We start from the raw sequence: 22,800 nt of genomic DNA, 5'->3' as shown, positions 1-22,800 counted from the left end.
CGATCCGCCGCGTGCGAGGGACCTGGCCCCGGAACCACCTGTTTATCGTCAAGGAGACGACTATGATCGCCGCATGTCGCCCTACGACCCGTCGGCCTTTCCTCCTTTCGCTGTCACTGTCGACCTGGTCGTGCTCACGGTGCGCAGGCACGCGCTGTGTGCGCTGGCCGTACGCCGCGGTGAGCCGCCGTATCAAGGGCGGTGGGCGCTGCCCGGTGGATTCGTCAGGTCCGACGAGGACCTCGCCGCAGCGGCGGCGCGCGAGCTCGCCGAGGAGACGGGTCTGCTGGCTCACGACCCCACGGGGCCGTCCGCGGTCAACGGAGCGCACCTGGAACAGCTCGCCACGTACGGCGACCCCAAGCGAGACCCTCGGATGCGGGTCGTTAGCGTGGCTCATCTCGTCCTTGCTCCCGACCTTCCCGCTCCTCGCCCGGGCGGGGACGCGCACAGCGCGCGCTGGGCGCCCGTGGAGGACCTGCTGGGCCAGGACGGGGGCTTCGGCCGGGAAGGCGAGCAGAGCGCCCCGCTCGCCTTCGATCATGCGCAGATCCTTGCGGACGGCGTGGAGCGCGCTCGGTCGAAGATCGAATACTCCTCTCTGGCCACGGCGTTCTGCCCGCAGGAGTTCACCGTCGGCGAGCTGCGCAGGGTCTACGAGGCGGTGTGGGGAGTCGTGCTGGATCCACGCAACTTCCATCGCAAGGTCACTGGTACGCCAGGCTTCCTGGTGCCCACGGGCGGTACGACGACCCGTCAGGGCGGGCGGCCTGCCCAGCTGTTCCGTGCCGGCGGGGCGACGTTGCTCAACCCCCCGATGCTGCGCCCCGAGGTCTGAGACCGGCGCTCCGAGCCGACTTCGGTCCCGTGGGCGTCAACTGGAGTCCCGTGAACTTGCGCCTGGAGGCGCCCGGCCACACGCTCCACACCGCGCGGCGATCCAAAAAGTAGGACAAATCGCGTTATCTTGCTCCGGTGCCTGCGGCGCTCCCGCAGGTGCCGAGCAACCTCCTGCCTCCGCGAGGGAAGCGATGATCCAAGCCCTTGGACTGACCGGCACCCTCCGCCGCGCCCCCCGGCCTGCCGTCGACGAGCCGACCTTCAGCGCTCGTCCGAGACGCGGCACCGTCCTCCTCGGTACCCCTGGGGCTGGCACGTCGACGGCTTGGCGTCTTGGGTTGGTCTGCGAGGCTGGGCGCGGTGCGGGCCTGTTCCGAGGCTGTCCACTGGACCGCCCTCTGCGTCCGTTCCATGGGGTCGGATCGGGGTGCGGAGGCGTCCCCGGACGCCCTGCTCGCACAGCCTTCGGTCATCAGCGCATGCCGGCGGCCGTGCTCAGGGTTGCCGCTCAACGCGCCCACGCCGTGCTGGATCTCGCCGGGCCGAGTGACATCGCCGACCGGCGGCTCGGATCGTTCTCACGCGGCTTGAACCGCGGGCTCGGACTGGTCGCGGCCCCGACCGCCGGCCCGCACGCGTTCCTGCTCGACCAACCAGCACACGGATTACCGCCGGAGGAGGCGGCGTGGATGCGTTCCATGCTGCGCGAACGCACGGCGAAGGGCGACGCGTCTCCGTCATCGGCCAGAACCTCCGGGGAGGTGGCCTTGTCGCCGGCAGGTCCTTTCCGTCCGCCGCGGCCGGATCGGCGCTGATCGGGAAGCGGCTGCCTTCGCACGCGCCAGGCCTCGCCCCTGTGTTGCGGTGGGGTTTCCGCACGCCGCCGGGCCGAGCGCCTTCGTCGCCGGCCAGGCACGGGCCGACGGACCCTTGGAGGGTGTGTCAGAGGGTGGGACCCACTGCTGCGTCCACGCCAGCGCCATCGTCGGCGATGTTTGCTGTCAGCCGCGGCGTCCTTGTGCATCAACTCGCGCACGAGAGTGGCGACATGAAGCCGGCGCGCGGGCCGCCCTTGGATCCTGCCGACCTTCTCCGCCGGCCGCGGTGTGCCCGACGGTCGGCTGTCCGGAGTGCTGCGTCTCGGTGCCCAACCCGCCGGTCAGGCGCTGGCGTTGTCGCTCTCCGCGCCCCTCGGCGCTTACCTGATCGCGGTGTTGCGTGGCAAGGCAGGTTGGTGGCCGCTGTTGAGGCGGGTTCCGAGCGAACTGCCCACAACCCAACGGAGATAGCCCATTTCCGTCCGATTAGGCGTCAATTATGAGGTGATGGGCGATCACCCTTTCGTGTGCTTTTCACCAAAGACCTCAAGGCGGCCCGGAGCGCCGCCGACAAAGGATGCGTGAGTACCCTTGCGCACACCATGATGACCGCGGCTCGTCCCGTCGACTCCGGACTCTCCGGCCCGGGCGAGCTTGACCGCTACCCCTACGGCGAAGCTCACGGCGCCGAGCCTGCCGGAGGCCCCACCTGGGGCGCGCCCGACACGGAGATGGGCCGAGTCGGCCGCCGGGCCGCCGGCAGCCGTGGCCGAGGGCTGCACGGCCAACTCGTCCAGCAGCTCGGCCAGATGATCGTCTCCGGCGACCTCGGCGCCGACCGCCCGCTCGTCCCCGAGGAGATCGGCCAGCGCTTCGAGGTCTCCCGGACCGTTGTACGGGAGTCGTTGCGCGTCCTCGAGGCCAAGGGCCTCGTCAGCGCCCGGCCCAACGTCGGCACCCGTGTCCGTCCGGTCAGCGACTGGAACCTCCTGGACCCGGACATCATCGAGTGGAGGGCATTCGGACCGCAGCGCGAGGATCAGCGCCGGGAACTGTGCGAACTCCGCTGGACCATCGAGCCGCTCGCGGCGCGCCTCGCGGCGGGCCACGGCCGGGAGGACGTCCAGCAGCGTCTCACCGACATGGTCGAGATCATGGGGCACGCCCTCGCGCAGGGCGACGCCCTGACGTTCTCGCGCGCCGACACCGAGTACCACGCCCTGCTGCTCCAGCTCAGCGGCAACCGCATGCTGGAGCACCTCTCAGGAATCGTTTCCTCGGCGCTTCACGTCTCCGGCGGTCCGGCGACCGGCTGCGACCGGCCGACCGAGGCCAGCATCGGTCTCCACGCACGCATCGTGGAGGCCATCGGCTCGGCGGACGCCCCCGATGCGGAGGCGGCCATGCGCCAGCTTCTGACCGCCCAGCCGGAGGTGGAGCGTGTCGTGCCCGCCCCGCGCGAGCACTGACGCTCACGCGAGAACGGGCATCCGCCGCGACATCGGCTCCTGCCCCGCCCGGGCGGAGTAGGAGCCGATAGGCGAGCCAATCGTCACGATGTGCCCGATTACGTTCGGTTCATACCTGCTGCGAGGTGTGACTCGGGCCACGTGAATTGGGCGTAACACTCTTCGGGAGAGCGCGATGACTTAAGAGGTGACAGTCGCTGAGGGAATACGGATGTCGTTCGCGACGCTGTGTTGCTCTGTGATTGCGCCCGCGCCGTCGGTCCATCCCCGCCGGCGGTCGGCGGCTCCGGTCCATCATGGACGGGGTCGGAAGCCATTTCCATCGTTCCGAGAGGTTGTTCGTGTCGGCCAGCACATCCCGTACGCTCCCGCCGGAGATCGCCGAGTCCGAGTCTGTCATGGCGCTCATCGAGCGGGGAAAGGCTGATGGGCAGATCGCCGGCGACGACGTGCGTCGGGCCTTCGAGGCTGACCAGATTCCGCCAACCCAGTGGAAGAATGTTCTGCGCAGCCTCAACCAGGTCCTCGACGAGGAGGGTGTGACGCTGATGGTCAGTGCGGCAGAGGCGCCCAAACGCACCCGCAAGAGCGTCGCAGCGAAGAGCCCGGCGAAGCGCACCGCCACCAAGACCGTCGCCGCCAAGGCGCCCGCGGCCAAGAAGGCGACCGCCCCCGCCGAGCCCGCCCCCGTCGCAGAAGAGTCGGCCGAGGGTGTCGCCGACGAAGCGGTGGCAGCGCCTGCCAAGAAGACCGCGAAGAAGACCGCGGCCAAGAAGACGGCGAAGAAGGCCCCGGCCAAGAAGGCGGCGGCGAAGAAGACGGCCGCCACCAAGGGCGAAGCCGACGAGCCGCTCGAGGGCGACGAGATCGCCGAGGAGCCCGCCGCCGCCGGCAAGCCCGGTGCGGAAGGCACCGAGGGCACCGGTCCTGAGAACGAGGGCTTCGTCCTGTCCGACGAGGACGAGGACGACGCTCCCGCGCAGCAGGTCGCCGCGGCCGGCGCCACCGCCGACCCGGTCAAGGACTACCTGAAGCAGATCGGAAAGGTCCCCCTCCTCAACGCCGAGCAGGAGGTGGAACTCGCCAAGCGCATCGAGGCCGGCCTCTTCGCCGAGGACAAGCTGTCGAACGCCGATAAGCTTGCCCCCAAGCTCAAGCGCGAGCTGGAGATCATCGCCGAGGACGGCCGCCGGGCCAAGAACCACCTGCTGGAGGCCAACCTCCGTCTCGTGGTCTCCCTGGCCAAGCGCTACACCGGTCGCGGCATGCTCTTCCTGGACCTCATCCAGGAGGGCAACCTCGGTCTGATCCGTGCGGTCGAGAAGTTCGACTACACCAAGGGCTACAAGTTCTCGACCTATGCCACGTGGTGGATCCGTCAGGCGATCACCCGCGCCATGGCCGACCAGGCCCGCACCATCCGTATCCCGGTGCACATGGTCGAGGTCATCAACAAGCTCGCGCGCGTCCAGCGCCAGATGCTCCAGGACCTGGGCCGCGAGCCCACCCCGGAGGAGCTGGCCAAGGAGCTCGACATGACCCCCGAGAAGGTCATCGAGGTCCAGAAGTACGGCCGGGAGCCGATCTCGCTGCACACTCCGCTGGGTGAAGACGGCGACAGCGAGTTCGGTGACCTCATCGAGGACTCCGAGGCGGTCGTTCCGGCCGACGCGGTCAGCTTCACGCTCCTGCAGGAGCAGCTGCACTCGGTTCTCGACACGCTCTCCGAGCGTGAAGCGGGCGTGGTGTCCATGCGCTTCGGTCTGACCGACGGCCAGCCGAAGACGCTCGACGAGATCGGCAAGGTCTACGGCGTGACGCGTGAGCGCATCCGGCAGATCGAGTCGAAGACGATGTCGAAGCTGCGTCACCCGTCCCGCTCGCAGGTGCTGCGCGACTACCTCGACTGAGGTCGGCCGCCGCGTCGCTTCTCGGCCCGGAATCCCCTTGGGGGTTCCGGGCCGACTGCTGTTCGGATGCGTCAGCCGTCCGTGTGCGTTCTCCGCCCGTTTGGGTCACTCTGGGTGTGCAGATAGCACCAGAGAGTCAGGAGACAGCATGCGTTCCATCTCCCGTGCACTCATCGGCGCGCTGGCGCTGACGTCCGCCGGTGTGGCCCTGCCGCTCGCGGCGCCCGCACCCGCCGCCGCGGACGGCGTGATCATAGGTGGCCGCCCGGTTCCGGTCTCGGAGAGCCCGTGGGCCGTGGCGCTGGGCAGCCGCCAGCAGTTCGGCAGCGGCAGATCGGGCCAGTTCTGCGGCGCGGTCGTCGTCGCGCCGACGAAGGTCCTGACGGCGGCGCACTGCATGAGCCGGGATGTGCTGGGGACGGACCGGAGCGCTGTGCGTGACCTCAGGGTCATCGCCGACCGCGACAACCTCGCGGACCAGAACGGCCGGGAGGTCGCTGTGAACGACATCTGGGTCAACCCGCAGTACGACGCCGTCACCAACGCCGGTGACGTCGCGGTGCTCACCCTGTCGCAGCCCCTCTCGAAGAACCATGTCATCCCCATGGCGCAGGCCGGTGACTCCGCGTACAAGGCGGAGACCAGCGCCACGGTCTACGGCTGGGGCGATACGACGGGCCGGGCCACGTACACCACCAGGCTGCACGCGGCTCAGGTGCGGGTGCTGGAGGACTCCGTCTGCGAGCGGGCCTATCCCGGGACGCTGGACGGCCGCTACGAGGCGAACACGATGGTCTGCGCCGGGCAGTCCGGCGGCGGGCGGGACGCCTGCCAGGGCGACAGCGGAGGGCCTCTGGTGGCCCGTGGGCGGCTGATCGGCCTGGTCTCGTGGGGCAGCGGCTGCGGTGAGGCCGAGAGCCCCGGGGTCTACACGCGGGTCTCGGCGGTGTCCGGGCTGCGCGCGCTGGAGGGCTGACGCCTCCGAGGCGTGGTATTCACGACGAATGTGGCGCCGGGCGACAGGGCGGACACGTGCGCCGACACGAAAGCGGGCGGCCACCCTGAGTCACAAGGTGACCGCCCACCGGCCGGCCCACGGCCGACACTGGCTCGTCGGTTGTACCGCGTCAGCGTTCGTCTTCGGACGATGACGCAGGAATCGTGGTGAGGCGCTCCGTCTCGTCCTGTATCTCCGCGGCGATCTTCTTGAGTTCAGGCTCGAACTTGCGACCGTGGTGGGCGCAGAAGAGCAGTTCACCGCCGCTCATCAGGACGACGCGAAGGTACGCCTGGGCGCCGCAGCGGTCGCACCTGTCGGCGGCCGTCAACGGAGTCGCGGGTGTCAGAACAGTAGTCACGTCGCCTCTTCTCTAGCTCGACGAGCTGTCGTACCAGGGTCAACATCCAACCAGCCCCAAAACGTTCCCGCTCGGGCCTTTCCTCGAAAGTTTCCTTCCGCTGAGGCTGAATGCTGCCGGTTGGCGGCGAATGAGCCGATTCCTCGGCTCACGTATGCATCGCGCTGGTCAAGGTTGCTTTACGTTGTCCCCCCGGCTGGATTGCCGGTTGTGATTGAGGACGTGCCCGGAGCCTAAATGGTTCATGCCTCGAAGGGAACGTGATGTTCGCGTCACCCCCACGGGATATCGAACGTACGAGCGACGCTGGACTAGCATGGGCCTCCTCACGGGTGGCGGCACAAAGGCTCTATCAAGCCTCGGTACCCTCTGACGGGCGACCCAGTCATCACTGTGGCCGCACCCGGCCCATACAGAAATTCAGCGAGGAGCGAACCGCGTGACCGCCGAGACGTCCGTGCCGTCCACTGCGCTGCTGACGGGAGCAGACCGAGACGGCTCCAATTACACAGCGCGGCACCTGCTCGTACTCGAAGGTCTGGAGGCGGTCCGCAAGCGCCCCGGCATGTACATCGGCTCGACCGACAGCCGCGGCCTCATGCACTGCCTCTGGGAGATCATCGACAACTCCGTGGACGAAGCCCTCGGCGGGCACTGCACGAAGATCGATGTCGTGCTCCACGAGGACGGCTCGGTCGAGGTCCGCGACGACGGCCGCGGCATCCCCGTCGACGTCGAGCCGAAGACCGGGCTGTCCGGTGTCGAGGTCGTGATGACCAAGCTGCACGCGGGCGGCAAGTTCGGCGGCGGCTCGTACGCGGCCTCCGGCGGTCTGCACGGCGTCGGCGCGTCCGTCGTCAACGCCCTGTCCTCGCGGCTGGACGTCGAGGTCGACCGCGGTGCCCGCACCCACGCGATCAGCTTCCGGCGCGGGGTTCCGGGGATCTTCACCGAATCCGGTCCGGACGCGCCGTTCGACCCCTCCAGTGGCCTGCTCAAGGGCAAGAAGGTGCCCAAGGCCCGTACGGGCACCCGGGTGCGCTTCTGGGCGGACCGCCAGATCTTCCTGAAGGACGCCAAGCTCAACCTGGAGACGCTGCACGCGCGTGCCCGGCAGACGGCCTTCCTCGTGCCGGGCCTGACGATCGTCGTCAGGGACGAGCGGTTGATCGAGTCGGAGGCGCCGGTCGAGGACGTCTTCCGGTACGACGGCGGCATCAGCGAGTTCTGCGAGTACCTGGCGCAGGACAAGGGCGTGTGCGACGTGCTGCGGCTGACCGGGCAGGGCACCTTCAAGGAGACCGTCCCGGTCCTGGACAACCGCGGACACATGACGCCGACCGAGGTCACCCGTGAGCTCGGCGTCGACGTCGCGTTGCGCTGGGGCGCCGGCTACGACACGACGGCCAAGTCCTTCGTCAACATCATCGCCACCCCCAAGGGCGGTACCCACGTCACGGGCTTCGAGCGGGCGATCACCCGCACGGTCAACGAGGTGCTGCGCTCCACCAAGGTCCTCCGCGTCGCCGAGGACGATGTCGTCAAGGACGACGCCATGGAGGGGCTCACGGCGGTCGTGACGGTGCGGCTGGCCGAGCCGCAGTTCGAGGGCCAGACCAAGGAGGTGCTGGGCACCTCGGCCGCATCGCGGATCGTCTCGGCCGTGGTGGCGAAGGAGCTGAAGGCCTTCCTGACCTCCTCCAAGCGCGACGCCAAGGCGCAGGCCAGGGCCGTGCTGGAGAAGGTCGCCGCGGCGGCCCGTACGCGGATCGCGGCGCGGCAGCACAAGGAGGCCCAGCGCCGGAAGACCGCGCTGGAGTCCTCCTCGCTGCCCGCGAAGCTCGCGGACTGCCGCAGTGACGACGTCGACCGCAGCGAACTGTTCATCGTCGAGGGCGACTCGGCGCTCGGCACGGCCAAGCTCGCGCGGAACTCCGAGTTCCAGGCGCTGCTGCCGATCCGCGGCAAGATCCTCAACGTTCAGAAGTCGTCGGTCTCGGACATGCTCAAGAATGTCGAGTGCGGTGCGATCATCCAGGTCATAGGAGCCGGGTCCGGCCGGACCTTCGACATCGACCAGGCCCGCTACGGCAAGGTGATCTTCCTCGCCGACGCCGATGTCGACGGCGCGCACATCCGCTGCCTGCTGCTCACGCTGTTCCAGCGCTACATGCGCCCGATGGTCGAGCAGGGCCGGGTCTTCTCGGCCGTACCGCCGCTGCACCGGATCGAGCTGATCAACCCCAAGAAGGGCCAGGACAAGTACATCTACACGTACTCGGACAACGAGTTGCGCGAGAAGCTCCTGGAACTCCAGGCCAAGAACGTCCGGTTCAAGGACAGCATCCAGCGCTACAAGGGCCTCGGCGAGATGGACGCGGACCAGCTCGCGGAGACCACGATGGACCCGCGGCACCGCACGCTGCGCCGGGTCAACATCAGCGATCTGGAGACGGCGGAGGCGGCGTTCGACCTGCTCATGGGCAATGAGGTGGCGCCGCGCAAGGAGTTCATCACCAACTCCGCGGCCACGCTCGATCGTTCGCGCATCGACACCTGACGGCGTGGGCGCCGCGTATGCGCGGTGCCCGCGTTCTTCACTTGATGGGGTGAATGTCCGGGGCTGAAGAGTCCCGGATCTTCCCGCTCTGTCCATTCTTGCTCCGCGGCCATGCCGCTGTCCGCGAGCAAGGAGAGTCCGGATGGAGAAGCACGACGGGACCGATGCCGGTTCGATCCGGCTCGACGACCCCTGGTACGACGCGATCGCCTCGGGCTGGTGCGAGCCCGCCCATGAGTTCCCGCCGGGGGGAGCGGAAGCCGCGCCCGCCCGCCCCCCACGGCCCGAGTCCGCCGCCGACGTCTATCTGGCCGTGCAGCACAGTCCGGCCTTCCGCGAAGTGCGCAGCCGTTACCGCCGCTTCGTCATCCCTGCCTCCGTCGCCTTTCTGACCTGGTACTTCGCGTATGTGATCGCGGCGACCACCGCGCCCGGCCTCATGGCCCGCCCGGTCGCGGGAGGGCCGCTGAACGTGGCCATGGTCGCGGGGCTCGCCCAGTTCGCCACGACGTTCCTGCTGACCTTCGCCTACGCCCGCCACGCGCGGCTGCGCCGGGACCGGGCGGCGCTCGACCTGCGCTGGGAGACGCAGGAGATGACGCGGGACCGGATGCGGGAGCAGGAGCATTGAACGGCTCCACCGCGACCGTGCAGCACCAGACCCTCACACTCGTGCTGTTCGGCGTCTTCGTCGCCGCGACGCTGGCGATCACGACCTGGGTGAGCCGCAGACGACGCGCCTCGGCCGTGGAGTTCTACGCGGGCGGGCGCCTGTACTCGCCCATGGAGAACGGCTTCGCGCTCTCCGGGGACTACATGTCGGCCGCGTCCTTCCTCGGCATCTCCGGACTGATCGCGCTCTACGGCTACGACGGCATGCTCTACTCCGTCGGCTTCCTCGTCGCCTGGCTGGTGGTCCTGCTGCTGGTGGCCGAACTGGTCCGCAACTGCGGCCGGTTCACCCTCGGCGATGTCGTCGCCGCCCGGATGCGGGAGCGTCCCGTACGCATCGCCGCCGGTGTCTCCTGCGTCACGGTGTCCCTGCTCTACCTCGTGGCCCAGATGGTCGGCGCCGGCAGCCTGGTCACCGTGCTGCTCGGAGATGCACGGACCTTGTCCTCCGGCCCCTGGGCTCTGGCCGACCCCGGCACCTGGACCGTGGTCGGGGTCGGCGCGCTGATGGTGGTCTACGTCGCCTTCGGCGGTATGCGGGCCACCACCTGGATCCAGATCGTGAAGGCCGTGCTGCTGATGGGGGGAGCCGTCGCCCTGACGGTCTTCGTCCTGGTGCGCTTCCGCGGCGACCTGGCCGCGCTGCTGACCACCGCGTCCGAACGAAGCGGCCACGGAAGGGATTTCCTCGCCCCCGGGCTGGCATACGGCGAGGACTGGACCGCCCGGCTGGACTTCATCAGCCTCGGCCTCGCTCTCGTCCTCGGCACCGCCGGGCTGCCGCACATCCTGTCGCGCTTCTGCACCGTGCCCACCGCCCGCGCCGCCCGCCGCTCCGCGGTCTGGGCCATCGGCCTCATCGGCGGCTTCTACCTCATGACCATCGTGCTGGGATTCGGTGCGGCCGCCGTCGTCGGCACCGACGCCGTACGGGCCTCGAGTCCCGCCGGGAACACGGCCGTTCCGCTGCTCGCCCTCGACCTCGGCGGAGGCGCGGGCACCACGGGCGGTGCGGTGCTCTTCGCGGTGGTCGCCGCCGTCGCGTTCGCCACCATCCTCGCCGTCGTCGCGGGCGTCACCCTCGCTTCGTCCGCGTCCGCCGCCCACGATCTCTACGCCTCGCTGCGCCGCCGCGGAACGACGCAGCGCGGGGAGGTCCGGGTGGCGCGGGCGTCCGCCGTGGTGATCGGGGCGGTGGCCATCGGACTCGGGCTGCTGGCGCGGGAGATGAACGTCGCGTTCCTGGTCGGCCTGGCCTTCGCCGTCGCCGCCTCGGCCAACCTCCCCGTGCTGCTCTACGCCCTGTTCTGGCGCCGCTTCACCACCCGCGGAGCGCTCTGGGCGGTCTACGGTGGGCTGGTTCCGGCCGTCGTGCTGGTGGCGCTGTCGCCTGTGGTGTCCGGAAACCCTCAATCGCTCGTGCCCGGCGCGGACTTCGCGCTCTTCCCGCTTCAGAACCCGGGGATCGTCTCCGTTCCCCTCGGCTTCCTGGCGGGGTGGCTGGGCACCGTGACCTCCCGCGAGAGCGCGGACCCGGCGACGTACGCGGAGACGGAGGTCAGGGCGCTGACGGGCGCGGGGGCGGCCTGAGCGGACGGCCGGGCGGACGACTGGGGTGTTCGGCGGGGTGGTTCGGTGCCCTGCGGACAGGGGACTACGCCCGGTCCCACACGTAGCGGTGCTCCGGGCGGCCCGTCTCGCCGTAGCGCAGGCTCATCCGGACCCGGCCCGCGCGCTCCAGGAGCTTCAGATAGCGCTGGGCGGTCTGCCGGCTGAGCCCGGAGCGGTCCGCGACCTCCTGGGCGGACAGCGGGCCCTCCGCGCTCCTGAGGACCTCCCGTACGAGGTCGGCGGTGAGCGCCGAGTGGCCCTTGGGCAGGTCGGGCCGGCCGGGCGCGACGGTGCCGAAGGCCCCGAAGATCCGGTCCACCTGGGCCTGTTCGGCCTCGCCGCCGGTGCCGAGGGCGCGGCGCAGGGCGGCGTAGCCTTCGAGCTTGGTCCGCAGCCCGGCGAAGGTGAAGGGCTTGACCAGGTACTGGAGTGCGCCGTGGCGCATGGCGGCCTGCACGGTGGCGATGTCCCGGGCGGCGGTGACCATGATGACGTCGGTGTGTTGGCCGAGCTGCCGCAGCCGGGCGACGAGTTCGAGCCCGGTCTCGTCGGGCAGGTAGTGATCGAGCAGCACCAGGTCGACCGCGGTGGCCCGCAGGAAGTCCAGGGCCTCGGTGGCGGTGTGCGCCGTGCCCGCGAGGGCGAAGCCGGGGACCTTGGCGACGTATGCCGCGTTGATGCCGGCGACCCGTACGTCGTCGTCCACGACCAGGACCTGGATCATCGGGTCTCGCTCGTCTCCGCCGGGGCCGCCTGCCCCGGGAGTTCGGGGCGCGGTGTCGTCTCGGCCGACACCACCGTGCCCGCCCCGGCCGGGGGCCGCTCCGCGGCCAGTTCCTCGGACAGTGCCTCCGGCAGGACGACCGTGAACTCCGCGCCGCCGTTCGGCCCCGCCCCCACCCGGGCGCTCCCGCCCTGGCGCTCGGCCAGCCGCCGCACCAGGGCCAGACCGATACCGCGCTGCCCGTGCGACGGGGCCTTCTTGGTGGACCAGCCCTCGGTGAAGATCAGGTCGCGCTGTTCGGGCGGGACGCCGGGCCCGGAGTCGCCGACCCGCACCAGGGCCGTACGGCCTTCCGCCCGCAGAGTGACCTCGACCCGTGGATCGGTCGTACCCGTGGCCGCGTCGAGTGCGTTGTCGACCAGGTTGCCCAGGACGGTCACCAGGCCGCGCGGGTCGACCACCCGGTCCGGCAGCAGGGTGTCCTCGGAGATCCGCAGGCCCACCCCCCGCTCCGCGGCGACCGCGGCCTTGCCGACGAGCAGGGCGGCCAGCAGCGGGTCGTGCACCCGCTCGGCGACCTGCTCGGCCGTCGCCCGGTGGACGCCGATGACCTCGGTCACGAACTCCACGGCCTCCTCGTAGAGCCCGAGCTCGAGCAGGCCGAGGAGGGTGTGCATCCGGTTGGCGTGCTCGTGGTCCTGGGCGCGGAGGGCGTCGATGAGACCGCGGGTGCCGTCCAGCTCGCGCCCGAGGCGTTCCAGCTCGGTCCGGTCGCGCACCGTGGCCACGGCGCCACCGTCGTCGGTCGGCATCCGGTTGGCGACGAGCACGCGGTTGCCGCTCACCGTCAGCAGATCCTGGCCGGTCGCACGGCCCGCGAGCACGTCGGTCGTACGGCCGGGGCCCAGCACGTCGTCCAGCGGGCGCCCCGTGTCCGCGGGGCCGATGCCGAGCAGCCGCTGCGCCTCGTCGTTCACCAGCCGCACCCTGCCGCGCGCGTCGAGTGCGACCACGCCCTCGCGGATGCCGTGCAGCATCGCTTCGCGCTCGGCGAGCAGGGCGGAGATGTCGGAGAAGGCCAGGTCGTGGGTGCGGCGCTGGAGCCTGCGGGAGACGATGTACGCGGCGAGTGCGCCGACGGCCAGGGCGCCGCCCGCGTACGCCAGCAGCCCCGGTACGGCGGAGACGAGCCGGTCGCGCACGCTCTCGTAGGCGATGCCCACCGACACCGCGCCGACGATGTCGCCCGCCGCGTCCCGCAGGGGGACCTTGCCGCGGGCCGACCGCCCCAGTGTGCCGTTGTCGATCTGCATCACCTCGCGGCCGGCGAGAGCGGCGCTGGGGTCGGTCGAGACATGGCGGCCGATCCGCTCCGGGGAGGTGTGGGACCAGCGGACGCCGCGCTCGTCCATGATCACGACGTATTCGGCGCCGGTGGAGAGCCGGATGCGTTCGGCCTCGGCCTGCAGGGGGCCGTCGGGGGAGGGCGGGGTCCGCCGGAGGTCCTCGGCGAGGCCGGGGCGCGCGGCGGTCGTCTGTGCGATCGACAGTGCCCGGCGCATGGCCTGGTCGTCGAGCTGGTCGCCGAGCGGCTGGAGGAACAGCCCGGTGGCCAGCGCGGTGACGCCGGTGGCGATCGCGAGCTGCATGAGCAGCACCTGTGCGAAGACGCGGCGGGGCCATCCGATACGCATGCGTCCGCCTCCGTCTCGCCGCTCACCGCTCCCATCCGGAGCGCCCTCTTCCGCTTCGGTCATGGGAACGAAGCGTAGAGGGCGAGCCCGGCGAACGTGGTCCGGCGATTGTTGTAGCGCGAGCACAACGCGCACAACAGGGGCGTGACCGAATTGCGCCCTACTTCAGGGCACCGGCCTGCATACCGGAGACGAAGTGACGCTGCCCGAGGAGGTAGATCACCAGGACCGGGACCAGGGACAGCACGGACGCGGCGAACACCAGACCCCAGCTGCTGGCGTGCTGGCCCTGGAACTGCGCGATGGCCAGCGGCAGGGTCTGCTTCGCCGGGTCGTTGATGATCGTCAGAGCCCAGGGGTACTCGTCCCAGGTGGCGAGGAAGGCCAGTACCGCGGACGTGGCGAGGGCGGGCCGGGCCAGCGGCAGATACAGCATCGTGAACCGGCGCACGGTGCCCGCACCGTCGATCATCATCGCCTCGTCCAGCTCGTGCGGCACCTGCTCGAAGAACCCCCTCAGGAGGAACGTGTTGAACGCCATGCCGGTGCCGATGTAGAAGACGACCAGCCCCGAGAGGGTGTCGGTGAGCTGCAGCGTGCGGGCCACCGTGAACTGCGGGATCAGCAGCATTACGCCGGGCACCATCAGCCCCAGCATCATCGTCCAGAACAGCAGGGCGCGCCCGGGGAAGCGGAAGCGGGCGAAGGCGTACGCGGCCAGCGCGGCCAGGATCGTCGTGCAGAAGGTGCTGACCGTCGCCACGATGAGGGAGTTGGAGAAGAACCGGGCGAAGTCGTTCGCCGTCCAGGCGGTCGCGTAGTTGTCCACCGTCGGATCGGAGGGGACGAACTCGGGCGGGAGGTCGAAGACCGCGGTGTCGTGCTTGAACGACGTCGAGAGCATGTAGAGGAACGGCGCGGTCACGACGAGCGCGCCCAGCGTCAGCAGCACGAAGCGGATGTGGCGCGTCATTTCTCCACCTGGTTCACGAACAGGGTCTGCACGATCGACAGCATCAGCACGAGCACGGTCATGATCAGGGCGAGTGCCGAGCCGTAGCCGAAGTCCAGGAACTCGAAGGCCTGTTGGTAGACATAGGTCAGCGGCACCTCGGTCTGCCCCGCGGGACCGCGAGAGGTCATCAGCAGCACCGAGATGAAGACCTGGAAGCTGCCGATGACCAGCAGCACGGTCACGAACAGCAGATTGCGTCGCAGCCCGGGCAGGGTGATGTGCCACAGGCGGCGCAGCCGGCCGGCGCCGTCCAGGGAGGCCGCTTCGTGCAGGTCCTCGCTGATGCCCTGCAGGCCGGCGAGCAGGATGACGGCGGTCCAGCCGATGCCCTTCCAGATGCCGAGCGCGCAGAGGGACGCCAGGGCGGTCCAGCGGTTGTCCAGCCAGGCGACGTCGGTGCCCAGTGCCCAGTTGACCAGCCCGCCGTCGGTGGTGAACAGATACCGGAACAGCAGGGACACCACGACCCAGCTCGTCACCACGGGCAGATAGAACAGCACGCGGAAGACGGCGCGACCGGGCAGCTTGCGGTTGAGCAGGAGCGCGACGAACAGGCCGATGACGACCTGGCCGGGCACGGTGACCAGCAGGTAGACGGCGACGTTCACCATGCTCAGCCAGAAGTGCCCGTCGTGCAGGGCCCGGGTGTAGTTGTCGAGCCCGACAAAGGTCTGCACGGCGCCCGGCAGCGGACTCCACTTGTAGAGGCTGATCTGGGCGGTGATGAGGATGGGGTAGAGCACCGCCAGGGCGAAGAGGGCGTACGCCGGGAGCAGGAAGGCGTACGGGACGAGGCGGCCGGCGCCCCCGGTCCGCCTCACGGAGCGCGAGGCGGCCGGGGTGGGGGAGGCCGCCTCGGGGGCGGGGGCGGCCGGGGTGGGGGTGCGGGTTTTCACGGTGCGGGCCGCCTCAGCCCTCGGCCAGCAGCGCGTCGATCTCCGCCGCAGCCTCGTCGAGGGCCTTCTTGACGTTCCCGTGGTTGGTGAAGGTGGTCTGCAGCTTCTTCTTCAACAGGTCGTCGATCTTGGGCCAGTTGGGCACGGGCGTACGCGGGCGGGCCGTCTTGAGCTGGGCGGCGTAGCTCTTGTAGACCGGGTCGATCGCGGCCATGTCGACGTCCTTCAGCACGGACATCTGGCCGACCTCGGCCATCGCCTTCTGGGCCTTCGGGCTGAGCAGGTAGCGGGTGAACTCGGCCGCGAGCTGCTTGTTCTCGGAGGACTTGGTGACGACGACGTTCTCGCCGCCGACGACGCTGACGCTGCCGCCGGGACCCGCGGGCACCTGCGCGGCCTTCATCGCGAAGTCGGGGTACTGCTTCTTGATCACCGGGTAGAGCCACGGGCCGTCCATCAGGCTCGCGTAGTGGCCCTTGGCCAGGCCCTGGGGGAGGGCCTTGCTGCCGCGGCTGCCGACGATCAGCTGCGGTATCTGCTTCTTGTCGTAGAGGTCCTGGAGCAGTTCGACGCCCCTGACGGAGGCGGGGCTGTTGAGGTACCCGGTGGCCTTCTTGTAGTCCTTGTCGGTGAGCTCACCGCCGGCCGACCAGATCCACGGCGCGACGTTCCAGCCGGTCAGGTCGTTGTCGGCGAAGAGCTTGACGCCCTTGGCGGAGAGCTTGTCGGCGTAGGAGCGCATGTCCTTGAAGGTCTTGGGCGGCGTCTTCAGGCCCGCCGTCGCCAGCGCGTCGCTGTTGTAGAGCAGCACCCGGGTGTTGGTGTCCAGCGGAACGCCCCAGTACGTGTCCCGGAACTTGTTCGTCTCCAGGGGGCCCGGGTACGTCTTCGCGGCGATCTTGTCGAAGTCGGGAAGCAGCGCCTTCATGTCCTCGAGCAGGCCCAGCTTGGCGAATTCGGGCACCCACACGATGTCCGAGCGCAGCACGTCCGGCAGGGTGCCGCCGGCCGCGGAGGTGATCACCTTCTGGTGGAGCTGCTCGTAGGGGATCGAGACGTCCTTGACCGTCGCGCGCGGGTGCTGCGCCTCGAAGCCCGGTATGACCTTCTCGCGGAGCGTCTTCACCTCGGGGGAGTCGGCGCTGTAGGAGTGCCAGAACGTGATGGTGCCCTCGGCCTTGCCGGTCGACCCGGAGCTGTCGGGGCTGGTGACGCAGCCGGCCGCGAGCACCGCGCACGTGGCCACCAGGGCGAGCGGGAGCGCTCTGCGCATCGGAGTTCCCTTCTCTGGATGGGCGGCACGCGCCGTCGCGCACCGCCGTCGCACCCGGCAGGCCTCGGCCGCCGACAGATGTCGGGCGGCCCTCTTCTGGGAGGGAGGAACGTGTGCTGCGGAGAGCGGCATCCGCGCCAGGGGCGAGCCGTGGACGGGATCGTGGCACGCCGACTTTTCTTCGTCAAGAAACTCTGCCTGCTCAAATTTGGCGCATGTGCGCCCATGTCTGGCGCCTCAGTGGTGATCTATAGAACATTTGACGGATGGAGGCTTCCGTCGTAGAACTAAGCGGCGCCTGTCCGCTCCGCCAGCCCCGCGGGCAGGCGCCCCGCATCCCAGGAGAGGTTCCACCTGTGACCAGCAGCGCACACGTCCGCACCGGCGACGCCGATCCGAACCCGAACGCGCTGCCTCACGCCCGGGACCACCGGACCAGGTGGTGGGAGGACGCGGTGGTCTACCAGATCTATCCGCGCAGCTTCGCCGACTCGGACGGCGACGGCATCGGAGATCTGCGCGGCATCATCGGCCGGCTCGACTACCTCGCCGGCCTGGGCATCGACGTGCTGTGGCTCTCCCCGGTCTACCCCTCGCCGCAGGACGACAACGGCTACGACATCAGCGACTACCAGGACATCGACCCCGTCTTCGGCACCCTCGCCGACTTCGACGACCTGCTCGCCGGCGTCCACGCACGCGGCATGAAGCTCGTCATGGACCTGGTGGTCAACCACACCTCCGACGAGCACCCCTGGTTCACCGAGTCGCGGAGCTCGCCGGACAGTCCCAAGCGCGACTGGTACTGGTGGCGCCCCGCCCGCCCCGGCTCGGTCCCCGGCGAGCCCGGCGCCGAGCCCACCAACTGGGGCTCGTTCTTCAGCGGTCCGGCCTGGACCCACGACCCGGCGAGCGACGCGTACTACCTCCATCTGTTCTCGCCGAAGCAGCCCGACCTCAACTGGGAGAACCCCGAGGTCAGGCAGGCGGTCTACGCGATGATGCGGTGGTGGCTCGACCGCGGCGTGGACGGCTTCCGGATGGACGTGATCAACCTCGTCTCCAAGGACCCGGCGCTGCCCGACGGCCCCGTGAGCGACGGCAGTCCGTACGGGGACGGGTCGGCGGCCTACATCTGCGGCCCGCGGATCCACGAGTTCCTGCAGGAGATGCACCGTCAGGTGTTCGCCGGACGCTCGGACCGGCTGCTCACGGTCGGCGAGATGCCCGGGGTCACCATCGAGGACGCCAGGCGCTTCACCGACCCCGCACGCGCCGAACTCGACATGGTCTTCCAGTTCGAGCACGTCGGACTCGACCACGGCGACGGCAAGTTCGACGTCCGGCCGCTGCGGCTCACCGACCTCAAGGCGACGCTGGGGCGCTGGCAGAAGGGGCTCAACTCCACCGGCTGGAACAGCCTCTACTGGAACAACCACGACCAGCCGCGCGTCGTCTCCCGCTTCGGCGACGACAGCGAGGAGTACCGGGTCCGGTCGGCGACCATGCTCGCCACCGTCCTGCATCTGCACCGCGGCACGCCGTACGTCTACCAGGGCGAGGAACTCGGCATGACCAATGCGCCGTTCTCCTCGCTCGAGGACTTCCGCGACATCGAGTCCCTCAACCACCACGCCCAGGCCGTCGCCGCGGGCGGCGACGGGGAGGCGGTGCTCGACGCCCTGCGCGCCATGAGCCGGGACAACGCCCGTACGCCCATGCAGTGGGAGGCCGGTGAGCACGCCGGTTTCACCACCGGCACGCCCTGGATCCCGGTGAACCCCAACCACCGGGACATCAACGCCGAGGCCGCTGTGCTCGACCCGCGCTCGGTCTACCACCACTACCGGCGGCTGATCGCCCTCCGGCACATCGAACCGGCCGTCTCCCACGGCGACTTCACCATGCTGCTCGGCGACGACGAGCGGATCTACGCCTTCACGCGCCGCTTCCGGTCCACCGAGCTGCTCGTCGTCGGAAACTTCAGCGCCGAGACCCTGCCCGTACCGGTGCCCGGCGCCTCCGCCTGGGCGCGGGCGGACCTGCTCGTCGCCAACTACGCCTATCCGTCGCCCGACGTCGCGGGCATCCCGGACGAGTCGCTCGTGGTGCGTCCCTGGGAGGCGTACGTGCTGCGGCGCACCGTCGGCTGACCGCATCCGCCCCGTGGCCTGCTCACTCCGCGGCTGTGCTCTCCTCGGCGGCGCCGCTGAGCACGTAGTCCTGGACCGCCGTCGCGGCCGCTCCCCGCGCCCACTGCGAGAAGTCGACGGCCTGTACTTCGAGTGACAGCGGTACCGCCCGCGGGCTGCGGTCCTGGCGCAGTGCCTCGTCGAGGGCGGGCCGGGCGACCTCGGCCAGGCGGATGCCCTCGCCGGTGAGGATCACCAGAGGCGTCATGGTGAGGTTGGCGACGGCCGCGACGAGCCGGCCGAGCGCCCGTGCGGACGCCGTGATGACGGGCCCCGCGACCGGGTGCCCGGCGGCGGCCAGGTCGAGGCACTCCTCGTACGTCACCGGGCGCTGCAGCCCCACGGCCACGGTCGCGCAGACGCTCGGCATCGCCAGCATCGCGCTCGCGCAACCCCGGTGGCCCTCGGGGCACATGGGGCCGAACGGGTCGAGCGGGAAGTGCCCGACCAGGCCCACCCCGGCGTCCGGGCTGTCGACGACCGCGCCGTGCACGACCAGGCCGTAGCCCACACTCACGCCGGTGGTCAGGACCGCGAAGCGGTCGTGGTCGCGGGCGGCTCCGAACCAGTGCTCCGCGCGCGTGAGGGCGAGCAGGTCGTTCTCCACGACGGTGGGCAGCCCGGTGGCGTCCTCCAGCAGGGCTCCCAGCGCCACGTCCTCGGTCCACTCCAGGAACGGGGCGGCCACGACCGTGCGGTGGTCGGGCACCTGCCCGCCGAGGCTCAGGCCCAGCGCGGTCACGTGCGGGGCGGCCGAGGCCAGTTCGGCGACCAGTCCTGCGACCGTGGCGACGACCGACTCGGGGTCCTTGCCCGTGAGATCGGACCGGCGGGAGGCGATGACCTCTGCGCGCAGCGTGGTCAGGACCGCGTGCGCGTCCTCGCCGGTCACCTTGACGCCGATGAAGTGGTGGGAGGAGGGCGCGATGTCCAGGGGCCGGGTCGGGCGGCCGGTACGGGACTGCTGGCTCGGTCCCTCCTCCACCAGCAGGCCGCTGTCCAGGAGGGGCTTGGCCAGCCGTGTGACGCTGGCCGCCGACAGGCCCAGCCGCCGGGCGAGTTCGCTGCGGGGGAGCGGGCCGCGCAGCAGGACCTCGAGCGCGATGGCGTGGGCGGTGCCGGTGAGCCGCGTCCATGGCGGCGGGATCGCGGTCACCGCAAGAACCTCCAACTGACGTGGCCGGCCGCGGTGGGCGGCGGGCGGCCGGAATCCCCGGGTCGTACTTACTTGAAGGGAGAAAGTAACCAGAGCGTCCCACTATGGCAAGGCGGGGGGCGGCGCGGGACCCGTCGGCGTGAGGCGGGCTGAGGACCACCCCTCCCACCATCCGCTTGCGCGACCCTGCGCTAATCTTGCGGATATGACGCGACGACTTGCCGAGGTGGCGCAGAAGGTCGGGGTCAGCGAGGCCACCGTCAGCCGTGTTCTCAACGGCAAGCCCGGGGTCTCCGAGGGGACCCGGCAGGCCGTGCTCAGTGCACTGGACGTGCTCGGCTACGAGCGTCCGACCCAGCTCCGCGGCGAGCGCGCCCGGCTCGTCGGACTGGTCCTGCCCGAGCTGCAGAACCCCATCTTCCCGGCCTTCGCCGAGGTCGTCGGCGGGGCGCTCGGCCGGCTCGGGCTGACCCCCGTGCTCTGCACCCAGACCAAGGGCGGTGTCTCCGAGGCCGACTACGTGGACCTGCTGCTCCAGCAGCAGGTGTCGGGCGTGGTCTTCGCCGGCGGTCACTACGCGCTGGCCGACGCCCCGCACGAGCACTACCGGCAGCTCGCCGACCGCAGGATTCCCGTCGTACTGATCAACGGCGCTCTCGGGCACCTCGGCTTCCCCGGCGTCTCGTGCGACGACGCGGTCGCCGTCGAGCAGGCCTGGCGCCACCTCGCCTCGCTCGGCCACGAGCGGATCGGGCTGGTGCTCGGGTCGTCCGACCACGTGCCCTCGCAGCGCAAGCTGGCCGCCGCGCGTGCTCTGGCGGGGACCCACGGGGGAGGGCTGCCGGACGAGCACGTGGCCCGCACCATGTTCTCGCTGGAGGGCGGGCAGGCCGCCGCCGCACGCCTTCTCGACGCGGGCGTGACGGGATTCGTCTGCGCCAGCGATCCGATGGCGCTGGGCGTGGTCCGTGGTGCCCGCCGCCGGGGCCTCTCGGTGCCGGGTGACGTGTCCGTCGTGGGCTATGACGACTCGGCCTTCATGAACTGCACCGAGCCCCCGCTGACCACGGTGCGCCAGCCCATCGACGCCATGGGCCGGGCCGCCGTCGAGCTGCTCTCCGCGCAGATCGGGGGCCACCTCGTGTCACGCGACGAGCTGCTCTTTGAACCGGAGCTGGTGGTCAGGGGGTCCACCGCGCAGGCGCCCCGAGGCGCGGCGCGGTAGAGGACGGACTGTCCGTTCCTTGCGTGAAATGCGCCCCATCTTGCGGAGTGCCTGGTGCTGCCCGTGCGGCGGGAGTTCCTTTCGCGCTCATCGGGTTCAACGGGCTCATCGTGCCTACGGGAGGGGCTGGGGCGGGCGCGGGCCGCGGTAGCGACCGCTGGGCCGCATCCGCAACGGCGGCTCCGCGTACTCCTCCAGCGCGTGGGCGATCCAGCCCGCCGTGCGCGCCACGGCGAAGACCGTCTCGCCCGCCCCGCGCGCCATCCCCGCGGACACCGACAGCACGGCGAGCGCCAGATCGACATTGGCGTGCAGACTCGCGTGCCGCGCCGTCGTCGCCTCCACCTCGCGGGCCGCCTCCAGCGCCGGCGCCGCCCGCTTCACCTTCTCCAGGCGCGCGAACAGCGCCTGGGCGCGCGGGTCTTGGCCCGGATACAGCCGGTGCCCGAGCCCCGGCACGCGCCGGCCCGCCCGTAGATGGTCGGCGACGACCGCGGCCGCGCTGCCCCGCTCCAGGACCTCCGCGAGCATCCGGTGCGCCAGCGCGCCGGCGGCGCCGTGCAGCGGACCCTCCAGGGCGCCGAGCCCGGCCCCCACCACCGCGTACGGGTGGGCGCGGGCGGAGGCGGCGACGCGGGCGGCGAAGGTGGAGGCGGCCAGATCGTGATCGATCAGCAGGACGAGCGCCGCTTCCAGGGCGCGCAGAGACGCCTCGTCGGGCGCGGTGGCCGTGAGCCGGGGCCACAGGCGCCGGGCGAGAGTGGCGCGGGAGCCCGGCTCGCGCCCGGCGAGCGGCAGGGCGTCGACCAGGGTCGGGATCAGGCTGCGCGCGGTGGCAAGGACCGTGGTCCCGGACAGATCGAAGCGGAGCGGGTCGGCGGCGCCCGCCGCGACGGCGGCCACCCGCAGCCGGTCCACCGGGCCGCTGTGCGCGGGCAGCGCGCCAACGGCCCTGCGGGCGGCGGCCAGCGCCTCCTCGGGGGCGGTGAAGCGGATGCCGGGTGTCATCGTGCCCGTCCACAGCCACTCGGCGACCTCTTCGCAGCCGTACCGCTCGGCCAGCGCGACCGCGTCCACGCCCCGGTAGAAGTAGCGGTCCTCGCCGATCAAGGTGATCCCCGTGGCGATGGCCGGGGCGCCGCCCGCATCGCCCGTGACACCCCCGGCGGCCGGCTGGTCCCTGCGGCCGTGCCGGGCGAGCGCGTCGACCTCCTCCGGGTCGAAGGTGCTGCCGCGCCCCCCGGGCGTACGGCGGCTGGTCAGTATCCCGCGGCTGACGTACGCGTAGACCGTCTCGGGTTTCACGCCCAGGCGCTCAGCCGTCTCCCGGGTGCTGAGCCGCCGTCCGTCCGCCGCGGATTCCGCGTCCTGCGCCATGGCTCGACCG

At 70.7% G+C, this 22,800-nt stretch carries 17 protein-coding genes; 9 read left to right on the top strand and 8 right to left on the bottom strand.

What is annotated here, in order from left to right; translation table 11 throughout:
* Nucleotides 1-73: 73 nt before the first annotated feature.
* The 4 genes from ACGFNH_RS31190 (at nt 74) to ACGFNH_RS31175 (ending at nt 6,013) form a co-directional block, all read left to right on the top strand.
* Nucleotides 74-838: an NUDIX domain-containing protein gene (locus ACGFNH_RS31190; protein ID WP_393659499.1), complete on the top strand. Its 765-nt coding sequence runs from the start codon at nt 74-76 to the stop codon at nt 836-838.
* Nucleotides 839-2,185: 1,347 nt separating this feature from the next.
* Complete coding sequence (locus ACGFNH_RS31185; RefSeq protein WP_393659497.1) at nt 2,186-3,127, top strand: FadR/GntR family transcriptional regulator; 942 nt, start codon at nt 2,186-2,188, stop codon at nt 3,125-3,127.
* 341 nt (nt 3,128-3,468) lie between these two features.
* A complete protein-coding gene (locus ACGFNH_RS31180) occupies nt 3,469-5,037 on the top strand; it encodes an RNA polymerase sigma factor (protein ID WP_393659495.1) in 1,569 nt (522 codons plus the stop codon).
* A 148-nt stretch (nt 5,038-5,185) separates the two neighbouring features.
* Nucleotides 5,186-6,013, top strand: a complete 828-nt coding sequence (locus ACGFNH_RS31175) for a S1 family peptidase (RefSeq protein WP_393659493.1) — start codon at nt 5,186-5,188, stop codon at nt 6,011-6,013.
* 151 nt (nt 6,014-6,164) lie between these two features.
* Here ACGFNH_RS31175 and ACGFNH_RS31170 read toward each other — a convergent pair whose 3' ends face one another.
* Complete coding sequence (locus ACGFNH_RS31170; protein ID WP_393659491.1) at nt 6,165-6,395, bottom strand: hypothetical protein; 231 nt, start codon at nt 6,393-6,395, stop codon at nt 6,165-6,167.
* Nucleotides 6,396-6,834: 439 nt separating this feature from the next.
* Here ACGFNH_RS31170 and ACGFNH_RS31165 point away from each other — a divergent pair, with 439 nt between their 5' ends.
* The 3 genes from ACGFNH_RS31165 to ACGFNH_RS31155 all read left to right on the top strand — a co-directional run bounded on the left by ACGFNH_RS31165 (nt 6,835) and on the right by ACGFNH_RS31155 (nt 11,217).
* Entirely contained in the window at nt 6,835-8,955 is a 2,121-nt protein-coding gene (locus ACGFNH_RS31165) for a type IIA DNA topoisomerase subunit B (RefSeq protein WP_393659489.1), read from the top strand.
* Nucleotides 8,956-9,097: 142 nt separating this feature from the next.
* Nucleotides 9,098-9,586, top strand: coding sequence for a DUF485 domain-containing protein (locus ACGFNH_RS31160; protein WP_393659488.1), 489 nt, complete (start codon nt 9,098-9,100; stop codon nt 9,584-9,586).
* Complete coding sequence (locus ACGFNH_RS31155; RefSeq protein ID WP_393659486.1) at nt 9,583-11,217, top strand: cation acetate symporter; 1,635 nt, start codon at nt 9,583-9,585, stop codon at nt 11,215-11,217. Before ACGFNH_RS31160 ends, ACGFNH_RS31155 begins: the two co-directional genes overlap by 4 nt.
* A gap of 64 nt (nt 11,218-11,281) precedes the next feature.
* On the opposite strand, the gene ACGFNH_RS31150 is transcribed toward ACGFNH_RS31155, so the two are convergent.
* The 5 genes from ACGFNH_RS31150 to ACGFNH_RS31130 all read right to left on the bottom strand — a co-directional run bounded on the left by ACGFNH_RS31150 (nt 11,282) and on the right by ACGFNH_RS31130 (nt 16,840).
* Entirely contained in the window at nt 11,282-11,962 is a 681-nt protein-coding gene (locus tag ACGFNH_RS31150; protein ID WP_393659484.1) for a response regulator, read from the bottom strand.
* On the bottom strand, nt 11,959-13,656 hold the full coding sequence (locus ACGFNH_RS31145; RefSeq protein ID WP_393659482.1) for an ATP-binding protein: 1,698 nt from the start codon (nt 13,654-13,656) through the stop codon (nt 11,959-11,961). The genes ACGFNH_RS31150 and ACGFNH_RS31145 overlap by 4 nt, the downstream gene beginning before the upstream one ends.
* Before the next feature lie 160 nt (nt 13,657-13,816).
* Nucleotides 13,817-14,629 (bottom strand): carbohydrate ABC transporter permease, encoded by an 813-nt coding sequence (locus ACGFNH_RS31140; protein WP_393659480.1) that lies wholly within the window; start codon nt 14,627-14,629, stop codon nt 13,817-13,819.
* The gene (locus ACGFNH_RS31135) at nt 14,626-15,567 is read right to left on the bottom strand and encodes a carbohydrate ABC transporter permease (protein WP_393659478.1); all 942 of its coding nucleotides are present in this window, start codon (nt 15,565-15,567) and stop codon (nt 14,626-14,628) included. The genes ACGFNH_RS31140 and ACGFNH_RS31135 overlap by 4 nt, the downstream gene beginning before the upstream one ends.
* A 13-nt stretch (nt 15,568-15,580) precedes the next feature.
* Nucleotides 15,581-16,840 carry an extracellular solute-binding protein gene (locus ACGFNH_RS31130; RefSeq protein ID WP_393659476.1) on the bottom strand — a complete coding sequence of 420 codons (1,260 nt, stop codon included), beginning with the start codon at nt 16,838-16,840 and terminating at the stop codon, nt 15,581-15,583.
* A 356-nt stretch (nt 16,841-17,196) separates the two neighbouring features.
* Here ACGFNH_RS31130 and ACGFNH_RS31125 point away from each other — a divergent pair, with 356 nt between their 5' ends.
* Nucleotides 17,197-18,993, top strand: coding sequence for an alpha-glucosidase (locus tag ACGFNH_RS31125; RefSeq protein ID WP_393659474.1), 1,797 nt, complete (start codon nt 17,197-17,199; stop codon nt 18,991-18,993).
* Between the two features lie 22 nt (nt 18,994-19,015).
* On the opposite strand, the gene ACGFNH_RS31120 is transcribed toward ACGFNH_RS31125, so the two are convergent.
* Complete coding sequence (locus tag ACGFNH_RS31120; RefSeq protein WP_393659473.1) at nt 19,016-20,188, bottom strand: ROK family protein; 1,173 nt, start codon at nt 20,186-20,188, stop codon at nt 19,016-19,018.
* Between the two features lie 205 nt (nt 20,189-20,393).
* Between ACGFNH_RS31120 and ACGFNH_RS31115 the strand changes: the two genes are divergently transcribed.
* Nucleotides 20,394-21,413: a LacI family DNA-binding transcriptional regulator gene (locus ACGFNH_RS31115; protein WP_393659471.1), complete on the top strand. Its 1,020-nt coding sequence runs from the start codon at nt 20,394-20,396 to the stop codon at nt 21,411-21,413.
* 114 nt (nt 21,414-21,527) lie between these two features.
* Here the strand turns inward: ACGFNH_RS31115 and ACGFNH_RS31110 are convergent, their stop codons facing one another.
* Nucleotides 21,528-22,790 carry a citrate/2-methylcitrate synthase gene (locus ACGFNH_RS31110; RefSeq protein ID WP_393659469.1) on the bottom strand — a complete coding sequence of 421 codons (1,263 nt, stop codon included), beginning with the start codon at nt 22,788-22,790 and terminating at the stop codon, nt 21,528-21,530.
* Between the last annotated feature and the right edge of the window lie 10 nt (nt 22,791-22,800).

Source organism: Streptomyces sp. NPDC048639, from assembly GCF_043199075.1.
Classification (GTDB): Bacteria; Actinomycetota; Actinomycetes; order Streptomycetales; family Streptomycetaceae; genus Streptomyces.
The sequence above is the reverse complement of the archived record's forward strand: the minus strand, read 5'-3'. Positions and strand labels throughout refer to the sequence as shown.